Raw genomic sequence first — 15,238 nt, 5'->3', positions numbered from 1 at the left:
GGCCCCGGATGCCGCCGCTCCTTGCCCTGCCCTTCCCGGCCATCGACCCCGTCGCGGTGGCGATCGGGCCGATCACCATCAAGTGGTACGCGCTGGCCTACATCGCCGGGCTGGTCGGGGGCTGGTACTACGCCCGCCGCCTCGTCATGGCCGACAGCCTCTGGGGCGTGGTGCGCCGCCCGAGCCTCGCCGACATCGACGACCTCATCGTCTGGGTGGCGCTCGGCGTCGTCCTGGGCGGCCGCATCGGCTACGTGCTGTTCTACAATCTCCCGATGTATCTCGACGACCCGATCGAGATCTTTGCCATCCGCAACGGCGGCATGTCGTTCCATGGCGGCTTCCTCGGGGCCATCCTGGCGATGCTGCTCTTCGCCCGCGTGCGCAAGCTCAACGGCTACACCCTCCTCGACCTCGCCGCCGTGGTGGTGCCGATCGGCCTGTTCTTCGGCCGCATCGCCAATTTCGTGAACGGCGAATTGTGGGGCCGCATCGCGCCCGACTTCCCCTACGCGGTGGTCTTCCCGACCGGCGGTCCCCTGCCCCGCCATCCGAGCCAGCTCTACGAAGCCGCCAGCGAGGGGCTGGTCCTGTTCCTCGTGATGGCGCTGGCGGCCCGGCGCTTCGGCTTCCGCAGGCCTGGCCTCCTCGGGGGCATCTTCGTCCTCGGCTACGCCCTGACCCGGACCTTCTGCGAATTCTTCCGCGAGCCGGACCGTCAGCTCGGCTACCTGTTCGGCAGCGAGCTCGGGCCCCTCGGCGGCGGGATCACCATGGGGATGCTGCTCTGCGTCCCCATGGCGCTGGTCGGGCTCACCTACATCGTCCTGGCGGCGCGCGGCCATACCCGCCCGCGCCGGCCCATCGAGGCGCCGGGTGACACCGCGGTGAAGGCGTGAGCGCGACGCCCCTCGCGGACGAGATCGCGGCCTTGATCCGCGAGACCGGGCCGATCGGGATCGACCGCTACATGGCCCTGTGCCTCGCTCACCCGGTCCACGGCTATTACCGGACCCGCGATCCGCTCGGCGCCCGCGGCGACTTCACCACGGCGCCCGAGATCAGCCAGATGTTCGGCGAGTTGATCGGCCTCTGGGCCGTCGCGCTCCAGGCCGCGATGGGCGCGCCCGAGCGCCTGCTCCTCGTCGAGCTCGGGCCCGGGCGCGGCACCCTGATGGCCGATGCCGTGCGGGCCCTGCGCGCCGCAGCGCCCGGCCTCAAGCCCGAGCTTCACCTCGTCGAGACCAGCCCGATCCTGCGGGCGGCGCAGGCGCGCACCCTCGCCGACGCCGCCGCGGCCTTCGGGGCGCCGATCTGGCACGACAGCCCCGACACCCTGCCGGAGGGGCCCACGATCATCCTGGCCAACGAGTTCTTCGACGCCCTGCCGGTGCGCCAGTTCGCCCGGACCGCCCGCGGCTGGTGCGAGCGCGTGGTCGGTCTCGGGCCCGACGGCCGCCTCGCCTTCGGCCTCGCGCCGGAGCCCGAGCGGAACCTAGCCGCGGAGGGGCCCGAGGGCGTGATCCTGACCCTGCCGGGGCCGGCCCTCGACCTCGCCCGCAGCTTTGCCCGGCGCCTGCGCGACCAGGGCGGCGCCCTTCTGGCGATCGATTACGGCCATGTTCGACCTGGCTTCGGCGACACGCTCCAGGCTGTCGCCGGGCATCGCTTCGCCGATCCCCTCGCGGCGCCCGGGGAGGCCGACCTCACGGCGCACGTGGATTTCGCCGCCCTCGCCCGCGCGGCGGGGGCCGAGGGCGCGCGGGTGCACGGGCCCGTCGATCAGCGCGATTTCCTGATGGCCCTCGGGCTCCTCGCCCGGGCGGAGCGCCTGAAGCAGCGGGCGAGCCCGGCCCAGCGTCTGGCGATCGATGCGGCGGTGGCGCGCCTGACGGATCCGGGCCGGCGCGGCATGGGCCGCCTGTTCAAGGTCATGGCCCTGAGCGCTCCGGGACTGGCGGGCGTGCCGGGCTTCTAGGCACGACGTGAAAGGGCCCGGCCCGCCCTGGTCCGGCGGCCGGGCCCGGTGGGCCGTCCTCGTCCGGGGCTGGCGCTCATCCCTCGAAGGTGCCGAACCCTTCGGAGCTCGTGGCGGGCAGGCGCGGGGCCTGGGGTTCGTTCGGCAGGGCGCCCGGATGGGTGTGCGCGCCCTCGCGGTCGCGATGGGTGTCATTCTCGAAGGCGCCACGCCCGGAGCGGAGCACGGGATCCGGTACGGAGGGCCAGATAGGGCGGTCGGGCTGAATGTTCTGAGCCATCGTCCTTCCTCGACTGGTGCGGCACTGGGCTTGGATCAAGCGGGATTCAAAATGCAGATCCGGGGCCCAGGTTCCGTCCGAAGTGTAGTCCCGTCGGGGCCTCGGGACTACCGGCAAGGCGGGGGCCTTCACACGCCACCGTGCCGGCTCCTGATCGTACCGTTTCCCGCGCGCTTCGCCAGGCTCCCACGACGGAACCCATCGTCTCGCGGGCCCGGCTGAGCTATGCCGACCCGCGCCCCGAACCCGAACCCCGAGACCGCCATGTTCCTCGAAGCGCCCGAGCTCAGCTCGCATTCCTATATCCGCCACGCCTTCTTCACGCGGCAGGGCGGCGTCTCGGAAGGCGTCTACGCCGCGCTGAATGGCGGAATCGGCTCGAACGACGCGCCGGCGCGCGTCGGCGAGAACCGGGCGCGGATGTGCGCGCAACTCGGCCTCCCGGCACCGAACCTCGTCAGCCTCTACCAGGTCCACTCGGCCGAGGTGGTCACCGTCGAGGCGCCCTTCGCGCTGTCCGAGCGCCCCAAGGCCGACGCCATGGTCACCCGCATGCCCGGCCTCGCCCTCGGCATCGCCACCGCCGATTGCGGTCCGATCCTGTTCGCGGACCCCGAGAACCGCGTCGTCGGCGCCGCCCATGCGGGTTGGAAGGGCGCCCTCGGTGGCGTGATCGAGGCCACGATCTCGGCCATGGAGGGGCTCGGGGCCGAGCGCGGCCGCATCGTCGCGGTGCTGGGCCCGACCATCGCGCAGGAATCCTACGAGGTCGGGGCCGACCTGATGGACCGGTTCCGGTCCGAGGCGCCCGGGAGCGAGCGCTTCTTCGCGCAGGGGCTGCGGCCCGGCCACGCCCAATTCGACCTGCCTGGCTTCATCCTGGCCCGCCTGGAGGAGGCCGGGATCGGCGAGCCGGCGTCCGTCAACCTGTGCACCTACGCAGATGCGGAGCGCTTCTACAGCTACCGGCGCACCACCCATCGGGGCGAGCCCGATTACGGTCGGCTGATTTCCGCCATCGCGCTCACGCCCTGAACCGCCACATTTCGCGCCGAGGGGTGCGACATTTTGTCAAAGCGGGCGCGGCGAAAAAAGCGTGGCCGTTATTGAACCTTGGCCATTCGACCGCGTTTTGACTGCAAGGTGCCAGGGAAGAATGAGGCGCACATTGCCACAAAGGGGCCGCCTTCACGGCGGTCGGCGTGGTCGCCCAGCAACAGCATCCCGAGTGCCGCTGACATAAGACGGGGAACCCGTACCGGACGCAATCCGCCAAGGAGCGCCGGTGCTTACGGATAGAGGACCAGACCATGAAATCCATTCTTCGGGGCGCAACCGCCCTCGCCGGCATCGCGTTCGCCGGCTCCGCCCTCGCTGCCGATCTGCCGCGCCGCGCCGCTCCCCCGCCGGTCTTCGCTCCGGTTCCGGTCTTCACCTGGACGGGGTTCTACGCCGGTTTCAACGCCGGCTACGGCTTCGGCACCCAGGATGACCGCGCCCCGACCGTGATCGGCGTTCCCGCCGGCCCGACCGCCGCCTCCAGTCTGTTCGTCACCGGCGCGGGCGCTCCGGCGGCCGGCGTCGTCGCCTTCTCCAACCGCAACAGCAACGACGGCTTCGTCGGCGGTGGTCAGATCGGCTACAACTACCAGTTCACCCCGGGCTCGGGTGTCGTGATCGGCGTCGAGGCCGATGCCCAGTACGTCGATTTCGGCCGTAACCGGAACCGCTTCGCGGCGGCCACCGTGCCGGGCGGCGGCGTGCAGGCCGGTTCGCTGGTCTTCAACCCGAACGGCATCTCGGGCCTCGACTACTTCGGCACCGTTCGCGGTCGCCTCGGCTACGCCTTCGACCGCACCCTCGTGTACGGAACCGGCGGCTTCGCCTACGGCTCGGGCGGCGGTCGCCAGTTCGGCCTGCCCAACAGCTCGACCGACAGCTTCCAGACCGGCTGGGCTGCCGGCGGCGGTATCGAGTACGCGCTGCCCACCGACTCGTTCCTGAACTTCTTCCGCTCCTCGGCCGTGACGCTGAAGGTCGAAGGCCTGTACGTGAACCTCGACCAGGGCAACCGCAACAACGGCGCCTTCGCGGTCACCCCGAACGGCACCGTCCTGACGACCGCCGTCGGCCGCCGTCAGGACACCGAGTTCGCCGTCGTGCGCGCCGGCCTGAACTACAAGTTCGGCAGCTACTAAGCCGAACCGAACGTCCCGCTGGCGCTCTGCCCGCGGGACGCCCGGTCCCAGCGTGATCCTGCCCGATCCCGCGTGATCGCGTGAAGAAGCCCGGCCGAGAGGCCGGGCTTCTTTCGTTGGTGGGGGATGATGGCCCGCCGATCCGGATGCGGATCGACGCGGCCGAAAGCACGGCGAAGTTTCGATCGCCCCCCTGACAAAGTCGGAGCGCCCTCCCCATCTCGATGGCGCCCGCCCGGGGCGCTGAGCGCCGCCGGCAAGCCTGTAGGAGGACGACTCCATGAACAGCGAAGAACGCGACGTCATTGCCGGTATCTTCCAGCGGCTCGAGCAGGCCTCCAGCCAGCCCCGCGACGGAGATGCCGAGCGCTTCATCGGCGAGAAGATCCGGGCCCAGCCCTACGCGCCCTACGCGATGGCGCAGCTCATCTACGTGCAGGAAGAAGCGATCAAGAGCCTGAACCAGCAGCTCGAGGAGGCGCGGCGCAGCCAGCAGGCCCAGCCTCAGGGCGGCGGCGGCTTCCTGTCGAGCATCTTCGGCGGCGGCGCGCGCCAGGAGCCCCAATATCCGCCCCAGCAGCAGCGGCCGGCGGGACAGCCCTGGGGCAACCAGGGTGGCCCGCAAGGCTATCCGCCGCAAGGCTACCCGCAGCAGGGCGGCCCGCAGGGCTACCCGCAGCAAGGTTATCCGCAGCAGGGCGGGCCCTGGAGCGGCCAGCCGCAGGCGCCGGCGCGGGGCGGCGGCTTCCTGGCCACCGCTCTCCCGATGGCGGCGGGCGCGGCGGGCGGCATGCTGCTCGGCAGCGCCCTCTCGAACGCCTTCGCGGGCGGGCATTCCCAGCTCGGCAGCGCCGCGGCAGCCGGCCTCGGCGGGGGCGGCGAGACCATCGTCGAGAACAATTACTTCGGCTCCGGCGATGGCGGCACGCAGGATTTCGGCGCGCCCCTGGGCGGCGCGCAGGATGCGTCCTTCGACAATGATGCCGGCGGTGATTTCGACGGCGATCTCGGTTCGGGCGGCGACGACGACTGGGCCTGAGTTCATCTGACGCGACGGGAAGGCCCGGTGCCGCGAGGCGCCGGGCCTTTCTCATGCGCGCCTCGCGTCGCGCGGCTCAGAGCACCTCGACCCGGGTGCCCACCGGCGCGCGCTCGTAGAGGTCGATCACGTCCTCGTTCATCATCCGGATGCAGCCGGAGGAGACCGATTGGCCGATCGTGTGCGGCTCGTTGGTGCCGTGGATGCGGTAGAGCGAGGAGCCGAGATAGAGGGCTCGGGCGCCGAGTGGGTTCTGCGGCCCGCCTTCCATGTGGCGCGGCAGGTCCGGCCGGCGCTTCAGCATCTCGGGCGGCGGGGTCCAGTCCGGCCATTCCTTTTTCTGGCTGACCGTCTTCAGGCCGGACCAGGCGAAGCCCGGGCGGCCGACGCCGATTCCGTAGCGGATCGCCTGTCCGCCCGGCTGGACCAGGTAGAGATGGTGGGAGGGCGTATCGATCACGATCGTGCCCGGCCGCTGCGAGCCGCTATAGGCCACCACCTGGCGGGTGAATTGCGGATCGATGGCGCGCCCGATGCGGGCGACGTCGCCGGAGGCCTCCGGCGCCTGCGGCAGGGCCGCGAGCCGGACCGGCGGAGCGGCCTGCCCGTAGGCCTGCCCATAGGATTGGCCATAGGCTTGGCCATAGGATTGGCCCTCATCGGGAAGCGGATCGCCGGATTGGAGGCGCCGCGCCGTCGGCCCGCCATACCCGTAGGCCGCCGGATGGTTCGGCAGGGTGCCGCCCAGGTCGACCGGGTTCGGACGAAGGGCCCGGGGCTGCCCGCCTCCCGTGATCAGGTACTCGATGAAGCCGCCGCCATACTGGCCGGCCGACCCGGATTGCGCGTAGCCGGCCCGCGCCTGGGCCGAAGCCGCCCCGCATCCCGGCCCCGCCAAGGCCGCCGCGGCCAGTGCCGCCGTCACGCACAACCCCACACGCATCCCCGAACCCCTCCAGCCCGTCCGGCCGGAAGCAATCAGGCCGGCCTGGACCGACGATCGGCCGCGTCCCCGAGAATCGGATGAAAAAACGTGGTGAATCCTTCACGCGACCCCAGTCGTCCCGAATTCGTCCGCGCGCATCGTCAATGGCCAGTAAAAGTTTCGAACGCGCGCCGCGGCATTCAACAAGTGGCAACCACTCTTCGGCATTTTCGGAGGGACCACTCCTGCGGGCCGATCCGACACGATGACCATCAAGCGCTACCGCATCGAAGACAGCCTCGGACTCGCGCCCGCGTCGGCCGGCGAGGCTGCCCCCACCGCCGGGATGTCCGCCGCCCAGACGGCACGCCTCGACGAGATCCTGGGTGCCATCCAGACCCTGCAGCGCCTGACGCAGGCGAGCGCCAGCGAGACGATCGACGCCTGCCGCCGAGAGCTCAACGAGGCCTTCTCGATGCGCGGCGAGCTCGACCTCATGAAGGAGGCGATCACCCGCACCAAGCAGGAGATCGCGGCGCTCCACCGCTCGGAGAATTCCGGCAAGGGCATGCGGCGGGCCGCCGACGAGCTCGATGCCGTGGTGGGCTCCACCGAGCGCGCCACGACCTCGCTCCTCACCGCCATCGAGGATATCGAGACGAACGCCAACATGCTGCGCGCCTCGATGGGCAAGGCCGGCCAGGACAATGTCGACGCGATCCTCGAGCGCGTCATCGTCGCCTACGAGGCCTGCAACTTCCAGGACCTGACGGGCCAGCGCATCAGCAAGATCGTCGGCGTGCTGAAATTCGTCGAGGACCATCTCGACCGCGTGATCGAGGCCTGGAGCGGCCTCGACAGCTTCCGCGACTTCGCGAGCCTGCAGGATGCCGGCCCGAATATCGACGACGAATCCTCGCTCCTCAACGGCCCGAAGCTCGAGGACGATATCGGTCACGTCGACCAGACCGACATCGACGCCCTGTTCGACTGAGAGCGCGCGGGAAATCGCGCTCCCGGCTCCGCGCCGGCCCGGCCGCCCCTTTCCTCGCGAATCGGGCGGCCTTAAATCATCGCGGATGAGCCGCAGGACGCAGACAGACGTTCCCCCCGACGCGTTCGACGACGGCGAGGGCCCGGAGGACTTCTCCGACGCGGCCCCCCTCGACGAATCCCCGGAGATCGATTTCGATTTCGAGCCGGGCGCCGTCACGGCCGGCACCGAGGTGATCCGCCGTTTCTGGACGACGTTGCCGACCTCGCCCGGGGTCTACCGGATGTTCGACGACAAGGGCGACGTGCTCTATGTCGGCAAGGCCAAGAACCTGAAGGCGCGGGTCGGCTCCTACGCGCGGGGCCAGGCGCATTCGAACCGCATCGCCCGCATGATCTCGCAGACGGCGGCGATGGAGTTCGTCACCACCGCCACCGAGACCGAGGCGCTGCTCCTCGAAGCCAACCTGATCAAGCAGCTGAAGCCCCGCTTCAACGTGCTGATGCGGGACGACAAGTCGTTCCCCTACATCCTGGTCACGGCGGATTCCGAGGCGCCGCAGATCATCAAGCACCGGGGCGCACGCCGTCGGAAGGGTAGCTATTACGGCCCCTTCGCCAGCGTCTGGGCGGTCAACCGCACGGTGAACGCACTCCAGCGCGCCTTCCTGCTGCGCACCTGCACGGACAGCTACTACGAGAACCGCACGCGGCCCTGCCTGCTCTATCAGATCAAGCGCTGCTCCGGCCCCTGCACCGGCGAGATTCCCCTCGACGAGTACCGGACGCTCGCCGACAGCGCGAATGCGTTCCTGGCCGGCAAGTCCAACGCCGTGAAGGACCGGATGCGCGCCGAGATGCAGGCCGCCTCGGACGCGCTCGAATTCGAGCGCGCCGCGCGCTACCGCGACCGCATCGCCGCTCTCTCGGCGATCCAGGGCGCGCAAGGGGTCAACACGCAGGGTGTGGAGGAGGCCGACGTCTTCGCCCTCGACGAGCAGGCGGGGCAATTCTGCATCGAGGTGTTCTTCTTCCGGAACTTCCAGAACTGGGGCAACCGCGCCTATTTCCCCAAGGCCGACCGCTCGATGACGCCGGACGAGGTGCTGGGCTCCTTCATCGGCCAGTTCTACGACGACAAGCCTGCGCCCCGGATCGTGCTGACGAGCCACGCGGTGGAGGATGCCGAACTCGTCGCCGCCGCCCTGTCGAGCCGCACCGAGCACCGGGTCGAGATCCACCTGCCGCAGCGGGGCGAGCGCCGCAACCTCGTCGATTACGCCCGCCGCAACGCCAAGGAGGCGCTGGCGCGGCGCCTGGCCGACACCGCCTCGCAGGGCAAGCTCCTGACGGCCCTGGGCCAGGCCTTCGGCCTCGCGCGCAGCCCGCGCCGGATCGAGGTCTACGACAACTCGCACATCATGGGCACGAACGCGGTCGGCGGCATGATCGTGGCGGGCCCGACGGGCTTCATGAAGGCCCATTACCGCACCTTCAACATCAAGTCCGAGGAACTGACCCCCGGCGACGATTACGGGATGATGCGCGAGGTCCTGCAGCGCCGCTTCAAGCGCCTCGTCAAGGAGGCGCCCCGCACGGCCAACGAGGCGGCGGTGGCGGCCCTCGAAGGCGGCCCGCCCGAGCCCGTGCCGGAACCGCAGGCCGATTCCGACGCCTTCCCGGCCTGGCCCGACCTCGTGCTCATCGACGGCGGCAAGGGCCAGCTCGATGCCGCCCGCAAAGCGCTGGAGGAGATCGGCGTCACGGACGTGCCCCTCGTGGGCATCGCCAAGGGGCGGGACCGGGATGCGGGGCGCGAGACCTTCTTCGTGCCCGGGCGCCCGCCCTTCAAGCTGCCGCCCCGCGACCCGACGCTCTACTTCGTGCAGCGCCTGCGCGACGAGGCCCACCGCTTCGCCATCGGCAGCCACCGGGCCCGGCGCAAGCGCGAGATGGTGCGCAATCCCCTCGACGAGATCGCCGGGATCGGACCGACGCGCAAGCGCGCGCTCCTGCACCATTTCGGCACCGTGAAGGCGATCCAGCGGGCGGCTCTGGAGGACCTCGCCAAGGCGCCGGGCGTCAATGCCGCGACGGCGCGGGCCGTCTACGACTTCTTCCATGCGGGAGCCTGAACCGTTGCCCGACGACGCCGAGCGGTTGACGCTGTCACCGGCCCGTGATTTCACCGCGCCGATGAACGCCGTCCTCCCCCGACGTCGGTCGCAGGCTTGGACGCTCGCGAACTGTCTCACCTACGGCCGCCTGGCCGCGGTCCCGGTTTTGGCCGGTCTCCTGTTCTGGCCGGACGAGGTCGGGGCGCGCTTTGCCGCGCTCGCGATCTTCGCGCTCGCGGCCATCACCGATTACCTCGACGGCTACGTCGCCAGGACCTATGCCCAATCCTCGGCCCTCGGGCGCATGCTCGACCCCATCGCCGACAAGCTCCTGGTGGCGGCCTGCCTCCTGATGCTCGCGGCCGACCACACCATCACGGGGCTGAACCTGTGGGCCGCGATCGTGATCCTCTGCCGCGAGGTGCTGGTCTCGGGGCTGCGCGAGTATCTCGCCGAGCTGAAGGTGAGCGTGCCGGTGAGCCGGATCGCCAAGTGGAAGACCACGGTGCAGCTCGTGGCGATCGGCTTCCTCGTGGCGGGTCCCGCCGGCGAGACGATCCTGCCCGGTACCGTCAAGATCGGCCTCGGCCTGCTCTGGATCGCCGCGGCCCTGACGATCTGGACCGGCTGGGACTACATGAGAGCCGGGATCAAGCACGTCATCGACGACCCGCGCTGATCCGAGAGGGTTGCAGAGCATGAAGCTCGTCTATTTCGCCTGGGTGCGCGAGCGCGTCGGCAAGGCCGAGGAGATCGTGACGCCGCCGGCCGGCATCGCCACGGTCGCCGACCTGATCGGCTGGCTGCAGGGCCGGGGCGAGGAATACGCCTACGCCTTCGAGAATGCCGGCGTGGTCCGCACGGCGATCGACCGCGTCCACGCCAAGCCCGAGGCCGCCATCGCGGGCGCGCGCGAGATCGCGTTCTTCCCGCCGATGACGGGCGGGTGATCGCGCCACCCGCCGCTCGGGCACACCCCGCCCGGCCCTCACGCCGGGCCGAGGGCCTCGCGGAAGGCCCGCAGGTTCGTCCGCATCATGTCGAGATAGGTCGGTGCCGGCCCGGCCGGCCCCGAGAGCGCGTCCGAGTAGACCTTGCCGCCGATCTTCGCGCCGCTCTCGCGGGCGACCTGCTCCATCAGGCGCGGATCCGCGATTGTTTCGAGGAACACCGCCGGAATCCGGTCGCGGCGGATCTGGCGGATGATCTTCGCGACGTCGCGCGGGCTCGCCTCGCTGTCGGTGGAGACGCCCTGGGGGGCGATGAAGCGCAGGCCGTAGGCGGCGCTGAAATACCCGAAGGCGTCGTGCGTGGTGATGACGCGGCGGTGCTCGGGCGGGATGCCCGCGATGGCGGCGCGGATCTCCGCGTCGAGGCGGTCGAGCCTGTCCAGGTAGGACGCGGCATTGGCCGCGTAATCGGCCGCATGGGCCGGATCGACCGTCGTGAGCCCGTCGCGGATATTGGCGACGTAGACCTTCACGTTGGCGATGCTCTGCCAGGCATGCGGGTCGGCCGCCTGGTCCGTGTCCGGCGCTCCGGGCGCGTGGTCATGCGTGTGCTCGTGCCGCCCCGGGATGGTCGCGATGCCCTTCGCGGCGACCACCAGGGCCGCCTTCGCGCCGGAGGCCTTCACCAGCCGCTCGATCCAGCCCTCGAAGCCGAGACCGTTGATCACCACGATGTCGGCGCGTGCCAGGGTGCGGCTGTCCCCCGGGGCCGGGCTGTAGCCGTGCGCGTCGGCATCGGGGCCGACGAGGCTCGACACGGCGACATGCGCGCCGCCGACCTGCCGCACCAGATCCGCCAGGATCGAGAAGGTCGCGACCGCCCGCACCGGCTCGGCCGCGCGTGCCGGGGCGGCGCACGCCATCAGGGCGAGGCTGAACCCGAGCACCAGCCACCGCCCCGTCACCCATCCCCGCATCCCGTCCTCGCTCCCGCACGCTCGTGGACCCCTTAATGTAACATTGTTGCATTGCCAAGCCGCCGCGGACGGGCCTTTGTGTCCGGATCGTTTCCGGAAGATGGACAAGCTGTCATACGGCCGACAGCGCGCCGCCATGCAAGCTCGGCCATTCTCGGATCCAGCGCTCGGCCCCGCCGGCGCCTCGAGAAGTCCTGACGGAGAGTCCGATGCGCAGATCCGTGATCACCGCCACCCTCCTGGCCGGCCTCGCCGCCCTCGGCTTCGTCGGCGCAGCCGCCTCGCGCGAGGGGGACGAGCCCTTCGGCGCGCGGCGCGAGATGGGCCGCTGGAGCAATCTCTCGCCCGAGGACCGGGCCGCCTTCGCGGATGCGCGGATCGCGGCGCTCCATGCCGGGCTCAAGCTCAATGCCGACCAGGAGAAGCTGTGGCCGCCGGTGGAGAGTGCCATCCGCAACCTCTCCAAGCTCCGCCGCGAGCAGCGCATGGCGATGCGCGAGCGCGGCCGCATGATCGACGACGCGCCGGGCGCCCTGCGGGCGATGGCGGATGCGGCGACCGCCCGCGGCGAGGCCCTGCGCAAGCTCGCCGACGCCTCGCAGCCCCTCTACGCCACCCTCGATGCGGACCAGAAGCGGCGCGCCCTGTTGCTCGCCCGGCCGATGCGCCCGCATTTCGGCCACGGCCACCGGCACCATGGTGGGGACGACCGCTAGCCGCGATGCGGCTTGATCCGGGGCGGCGAGAGCGGCAAACACCGCCTTCACCGTCGCTCCGGACGTCGCGCGGGGTGGCGCCCCTCGCGCGAACGATCGGACGTCAGCATGGCGCGCCTCCCCAAGGGCGACACCTTCCCCCTCCTCCGCCGCCTCTGGCGGGACTGGCTCTCGCCCCACCGGGCGACCCTCGGGGTGGTCCTCGTCCTGATCGCGGTCGTGGGCGCCGCGACCGGGCTCTATCCGGCCCTGATCAAGGCCGCCTTCGACGCCTTCGACAACAAGGACACGAGCGCGCTGGCCTACGGCCCGCTGATCGTCATCGCGGTCACCTCGATCCGGGGCTTCGCCCTGTTCGGCCAGACGGTCCTGACGAACCGCGTCGTCACCCGGGTCGAGGCCGACATGCAGGCGGCGCTCTACGGGCACCTGATCGAATCCGACCTCGCGCAGCTCGGCCGCGAGAGCCCGGCCGCCTTCACGCAGCGCTTCACCACGGATTTCGCATTCATCAAGGAGGCGCTGACCCGCATCTCGACGGTGCTCCTGCGCGACGTGGCGATGCTGATCGGGCTCGTGGCGGCGCTGATCTGGATGGATCCGGTCCTGACCCTCGTCGCCGCCGTCACGGTTCCGTTCGTGGCCGGGCCGATCGGCCGGGTCGGCAAGAAGCTCCGGCGCGTGTCCACCACGACGCAGGAGCAGATGGGGGCCACCGCGAGCCTGATCTCCGAGAGCCTCGCGGGCGCCCGTGTCGCCAAGACCTACGCGCTGGAGGGCTACCTCAAGGGGCGCGCGGCCGAGGCCCTCGACGGGGTGCGCCGGCTCAAGATGAAGGCCGCCAATGCCCGCGGGCGCCTCGATCCGCTGCTCGAGATCGGCGGCGGCCTCGCGGTGGCAGGCGTAATGATGCTGGTGGGACAGCGCGTGATGTCGGGCGAGCGGACCGTGGGCGACTTCACCGGCTACGTCGCGGCGCTCCTGCTCGCGGCCCAGCCCGCCCGCGCGCTCGGGACCCTCAACGCGATCCTGCAGGAGGCGGCCGCCGCCCTGCACCGCTACTTCGCCCTGATGGACGAGGCGCCCGAGATCCGTGAGAGCCCGGGCGCCGTGCCCCTCAGGGTCGATCGCGGCGAGATCCGCTTCGCGGATGTCCGCTTCCGCTACCGACCCGACGCGCCGGCCCTCGAGGGCATCGACCTCGTCGTTCCGGCCGGCACCACCACCGCGCTCGTCGGCCGCTCGGGCTCGGGGAAATCCTCCCTCCTCAACCTCGTGCCCCGCCTCTACGACGTCACGGGGGGCCGGGTGACCATCGACGGCCAGGACGTGCGCGACGTGACGACGGCCTCCCTGCGCGCCGCGATCGCGGTGGTGTCGCAGGAGGTCGTGCTGTTCGACGACACCATCGCGGCCAATATCGGCTTCGGCCGCCCCGGCGCGAGCCAGCCCGAGATCGAGGCCGCGGCGGAGGCGGCGGCCGCGCACGGCTTCATCACCCGCCTGCCTGAGGGCTATGCGTTCCGCGTCGGCCCGGCCGGGGGGCGGCTCTCGGGTGGGGAGCGCCAGCGCGTGTCGCTTGCCCGCGCCTTTCTCAAAAACGCGCCGATCCTCCTCCTCGACGAAGCGACGAGCGCCCTCGATTCCGAATCCGAGCACATCGTCCAGGCGGCCCTGGAGCGCCTGATGCGGGGCCGCACCACCCTCGTCATCGCCCACCGCCTCTCCACCGTGCGCGATGCCGGCCTGATCGTCGTGATGGAGGCGGGCCGCGTGGTCGAGACCGGCACGCACCAGGCCCTCTACGCCGCGGGCGGCGCCTATACCCGCCTGCACCGGTTCCAGCTCTCGGAGGACGGTGCGGGGCCGGGTCTCCTCGCACCCACCGAGACGTGACCGGCGAGGCTCTGACCGGACCCGGGCCCGCCGCCTAGTTTACGCGGAACAACCGGTCGCGGAGGTGAACATGGCGAGCGAGTCGTTCGGGCGTTTGAAGGATGGCCGCCCCGTGACCCGGTACACCCTGACGCGGGGTGCCCTCCGGGTGCAGCTGCTCGATTACGGCGGCATCGTCAGCCGCCTCGACGTGCCCGACCGCTCCGGCCGGATCGCGAACGTGGTCCTGGGCTTCGCGGACCTCGCCGATTACGAGGCCCGCAGCCCGCATTTCGGCGCGATCACGGGCCGCTACGCCAACCGCATCGCGGGCGCCCAGTTCAGTCTCGACGGCCACGCGTATCGCCTGCCCGCCAATGACGGCCCGAACACCCTCCACGGCGGGCCGAACGGCCTCGACAAGCAGATCTGGCGCGTGGAGACGGCGGAGGAGGCCCGCCTCGTCCTGCATCACCGCAGCCCGGACGGGGCGGAGGGCTTCCCCGGCAATCTCGACGTCACCGTCGCCTACAGCCTGAGCGAGGACGCGCTGCGGATCGATTACGCCGCCTGGACCGACCGGCCGACCGTGATCAACCTCACGAACCACAGCTACTTCAATCTCGCGGGCGAAGGCACGGGCGACGTGCTCGGCCACGTGGTGGAGATCGAGGCCGACGCGTTCACGCCGACGGACAAGGGCCAGGTGCCGAACGGTGCGATCGCGCCGGTCGCGGGCACGCCCTTCGACTTCCGGGTGCCGACGGCCCTCGGCGCCCGCATCCGCACCGGCGTGCCGCAGCTCGCCTTCGCCAAGGGCTACGACCACAATTTCGTGCTGCGCGGTGGCGTCGCGGCGCTGCGCCGCGTCGCCACCGCGCTGGACCCGTCGAGCGGGCGCCGGATGGAGGTCTCGACCACGCAGCCGGGCCTGCAACTCTATACCGGCAACAACCTCGACGGCACGCTGACGGGCACGATCGGCGGGCTCTACCGCTCCGGCGACGCGGTCTGCTTCGAGACGCAAGGCTTCCCGGACGCGCCAAACCGGCCGGATTTTCCCTCGACGGTGCTGCGACCGGGCGAGTGCTTTCAATCCACGACCGTGTATCGCTTCACCGCGGCGTGACGGCGAACCTGCGCAGGCGCGCGACGACCGTCACGATGCCGCTCGAAAGGTCCTGAGCTCA

At 70.9% G+C, this 15,238-nt stretch carries 15 protein-coding genes; 12 read left to right on the top strand and 3 right to left on the bottom strand.

Going from position 1 to position 15,238, the window contains the following annotated elements; translation table 11 throughout:
- The first annotated feature begins 8 nt into the window (after positions 1–8).
- Positions 9–899: a prolipoprotein diacylglyceryl transferase gene (gene lgt, locus F6X53_RS17940; RefSeq protein ID WP_151001564.1), complete on the top strand. Its 891-nt coding sequence runs from the start codon at positions 9–11 to the stop codon at positions 897–899.
- The gene (locus F6X53_RS17935; protein ID WP_238297113.1) at positions 896–1,978 is read left to right on the top strand and encodes a class I SAM-dependent methyltransferase; all 1,083 of its coding nucleotides are present in this window, start codon (positions 896–898) and stop codon (positions 1,976–1,978) included. The genes lgt and F6X53_RS17935 overlap by 4 nt, the downstream gene beginning before the upstream one ends.
- Before the next feature lie 76 nt (positions 1,979–2,054).
- Here F6X53_RS17935 and F6X53_RS17930 read toward each other — a convergent pair whose 3' ends face one another.
- Positions 2,055–2,258, bottom strand: coding sequence for a hypothetical protein (locus tag F6X53_RS17930; protein ID WP_151001563.1), 204 nt, complete (start codon positions 2,256–2,258; stop codon positions 2,055–2,057).
- A gap of 264 nt (positions 2,259–2,522) precedes the next feature.
- On the opposite strand from F6X53_RS17930, the gene pgeF reads away from it, so the two are divergent.
- The 3 genes from pgeF to F6X53_RS17915 all read left to right on the top strand — a co-directional run bounded on the left by pgeF (position 2,523) and on the right by F6X53_RS17915 (position 5,495).
- Positions 2,523–3,293, top strand: a complete 771-nt coding sequence (gene pgeF, locus F6X53_RS17925; protein WP_151001625.1) for a peptidoglycan editing factor PgeF — start codon at positions 2,523–2,525, stop codon at positions 3,291–3,293.
- Between the two features lie 275 nt (positions 3,294–3,568).
- Entirely contained in the window at positions 3,569–4,456 is an 888-nt protein-coding gene (locus F6X53_RS17920; RefSeq protein ID WP_151001562.1) for an outer membrane protein, read from the top strand.
- A gap of 280 nt (positions 4,457–4,736) precedes the next feature.
- Positions 4,737–5,495: a DUF2076 domain-containing protein gene (locus F6X53_RS17915; RefSeq protein ID WP_151001561.1), complete on the top strand. Its 759-nt coding sequence runs from the start codon at positions 4,737–4,739 to the stop codon at positions 5,493–5,495.
- A 76-nt stretch (positions 5,496–5,571) separates the two neighbouring features.
- Here the strand turns inward: F6X53_RS17915 and F6X53_RS17910 are convergent, their stop codons facing one another.
- Positions 5,572–6,438 (bottom strand): L,D-transpeptidase, encoded by an 867-nt coding sequence (locus tag F6X53_RS17910; RefSeq protein WP_151001560.1) that lies wholly within the window; start codon positions 6,436–6,438, stop codon positions 5,572–5,574.
- 247 nt (positions 6,439–6,685) lie between these two features.
- On the opposite strand from F6X53_RS17910, the gene F6X53_RS17905 reads away from it, so the two are divergent.
- The 4 genes from F6X53_RS17905 (at position 6,686) to moaD (ending at position 10,480) form a co-directional block, all read left to right on the top strand.
- Complete coding sequence (locus F6X53_RS17905) at positions 6,686–7,414, top strand: chemotaxis protein (RefSeq protein ID WP_151001559.1); 729 nt, start codon at positions 6,686–6,688, stop codon at positions 7,412–7,414.
- An 85-nt stretch (positions 7,415–7,499) separates the two neighbouring features.
- Positions 7,500–9,548, top strand: coding sequence for an excinuclease ABC subunit UvrC (gene uvrC, locus F6X53_RS17900; RefSeq protein WP_151001558.1), 2,049 nt, complete (start codon positions 7,500–7,502; stop codon positions 9,546–9,548).
- 61 nt (positions 9,549–9,609) lie between these two features.
- Positions 9,610–10,209 carry a CDP-diacylglycerol--glycerol-3-phosphate 3-phosphatidyltransferase gene (gene pgsA / locus F6X53_RS17895; protein ID WP_151001624.1) on the top strand — a complete coding sequence of 200 codons (600 nt, stop codon included), beginning with the start codon at positions 9,610–9,612 and terminating at the stop codon, positions 10,207–10,209.
- Between the two features lie 19 nt (positions 10,210–10,228).
- Entirely contained in the window at positions 10,229–10,480 is a 252-nt protein-coding gene (gene moaD / locus F6X53_RS17890; protein WP_151001557.1) for a molybdopterin converting factor subunit 1, read from the top strand.
- Positions 10,481–10,518: 38 nt separating this feature from the next.
- Here the strand turns inward: moaD and F6X53_RS17885 are convergent, their stop codons facing one another.
- Complete coding sequence (locus F6X53_RS17885) at positions 10,519–11,403, bottom strand: metal ABC transporter solute-binding protein, Zn/Mn family (protein ID WP_238298464.1); 885 nt, start codon at positions 11,401–11,403, stop codon at positions 10,519–10,521.
- 263 nt (positions 11,404–11,666) lie between these two features.
- On the opposite strand from F6X53_RS17885, the gene F6X53_RS17880 reads away from it, so the two are divergent.
- The 3 genes from F6X53_RS17880 (at position 11,667) to F6X53_RS17870 (ending at position 15,177) form a co-directional block, all read left to right on the top strand.
- The gene (locus F6X53_RS17880; RefSeq protein ID WP_151001555.1) at positions 11,667–12,173 is read left to right on the top strand and encodes a Spy/CpxP family protein refolding chaperone; all 507 of its coding nucleotides are present in this window, start codon (positions 11,667–11,669) and stop codon (positions 12,171–12,173) included.
- Between the two features lie 108 nt (positions 12,174–12,281).
- Complete coding sequence (locus tag F6X53_RS17875; protein WP_151001554.1) at positions 12,282–14,069, top strand: ABC transporter ATP-binding protein; 1,788 nt, start codon at positions 12,282–12,284, stop codon at positions 14,067–14,069.
- A gap of 70 nt (positions 14,070–14,139) precedes the next feature.
- Positions 14,140–15,177 (top strand): aldose epimerase family protein, encoded by a 1,038-nt coding sequence (locus tag F6X53_RS17870; protein WP_151001553.1) that lies wholly within the window; start codon positions 14,140–14,142, stop codon positions 15,175–15,177.
- Positions 15,178–15,238 lie beyond the last annotated feature (61 nt).

This window comes from Methylobacterium soli, assembly GCF_008806385.1.
Classification (GTDB): domain Bacteria; phylum Pseudomonadota; class Alphaproteobacteria; order Rhizobiales; family Beijerinckiaceae; genus Methylobacterium; species Methylobacterium soli.
This window is presented reverse-complemented; position numbering and strand designations above follow the sequence as displayed.

Coding starts and splice junctions, on each gene's coding strand:
- lgt (WP_151001564.1), top strand. CDS start 9: ATGCCGCCGCTCCTTGCCCTGCCCTTCCCGGCCATCGACCCCGTCGCG.
- F6X53_RS17930 (WP_151001563.1), bottom strand. CDS start 2,258: ATGGCTCAGAACATTCAGCCCGACCGCCCTATCTGGCCCTCCGTACCG.
- pgeF (WP_151001625.1), top strand. CDS start 2,523: ATGTTCCTCGAAGCGCCCGAGCTCAGCTCGCATTCCTATATCCGCCAC.
- F6X53_RS17920 (WP_151001562.1), top strand. CDS start 3,569: ATGAAATCCATTCTTCGGGGCGCAACCGCCCTCGCCGGCATCGCGTTC.
- F6X53_RS17915 (WP_151001561.1), top strand. CDS start 4,737: ATGAACAGCGAAGAACGCGACGTCATTGCCGGTATCTTCCAGCGGCTC.
- F6X53_RS17910 (WP_151001560.1), bottom strand. CDS start 6,438: ATGCGTGTGGGGTTGTGCGTGACGGCGGCACTGGCCGCGGCGGCCTTG.
- F6X53_RS17905 (WP_151001559.1), top strand. CDS start 6,686: ATGACCATCAAGCGCTACCGCATCGAAGACAGCCTCGGACTCGCGCCC.
- uvrC (WP_151001558.1), top strand. CDS start 7,500: ATGAGCCGCAGGACGCAGACAGACGTTCCCCCCGACGCGTTCGACGAC.
- pgsA (WP_151001624.1), top strand. CDS start 9,610: ATGAACGCCGTCCTCCCCCGACGTCGGTCGCAGGCTTGGACGCTCGCG.
- moaD (WP_151001557.1), top strand. CDS start 10,229: ATGAAGCTCGTCTATTTCGCCTGGGTGCGCGAGCGCGTCGGCAAGGCC.
- F6X53_RS17885 (WP_238298464.1), bottom strand. CDS start 11,403: ATGGCGTGCGCCGCCCCGGCACGCGCGGCCGAGCCGGTGCGGGCGGTC.
- F6X53_RS17880 (WP_151001555.1), top strand. CDS start 11,667: ATGCGCAGATCCGTGATCACCGCCACCCTCCTGGCCGGCCTCGCCGCC.
- F6X53_RS17875 (WP_151001554.1), top strand. CDS start 12,282: ATGGCGCGCCTCCCCAAGGGCGACACCTTCCCCCTCCTCCGCCGCCTC.
- F6X53_RS17870 (WP_151001553.1), top strand. CDS start 14,140: ATGGCGAGCGAGTCGTTCGGGCGTTTGAAGGATGGCCGCCCCGTGACC.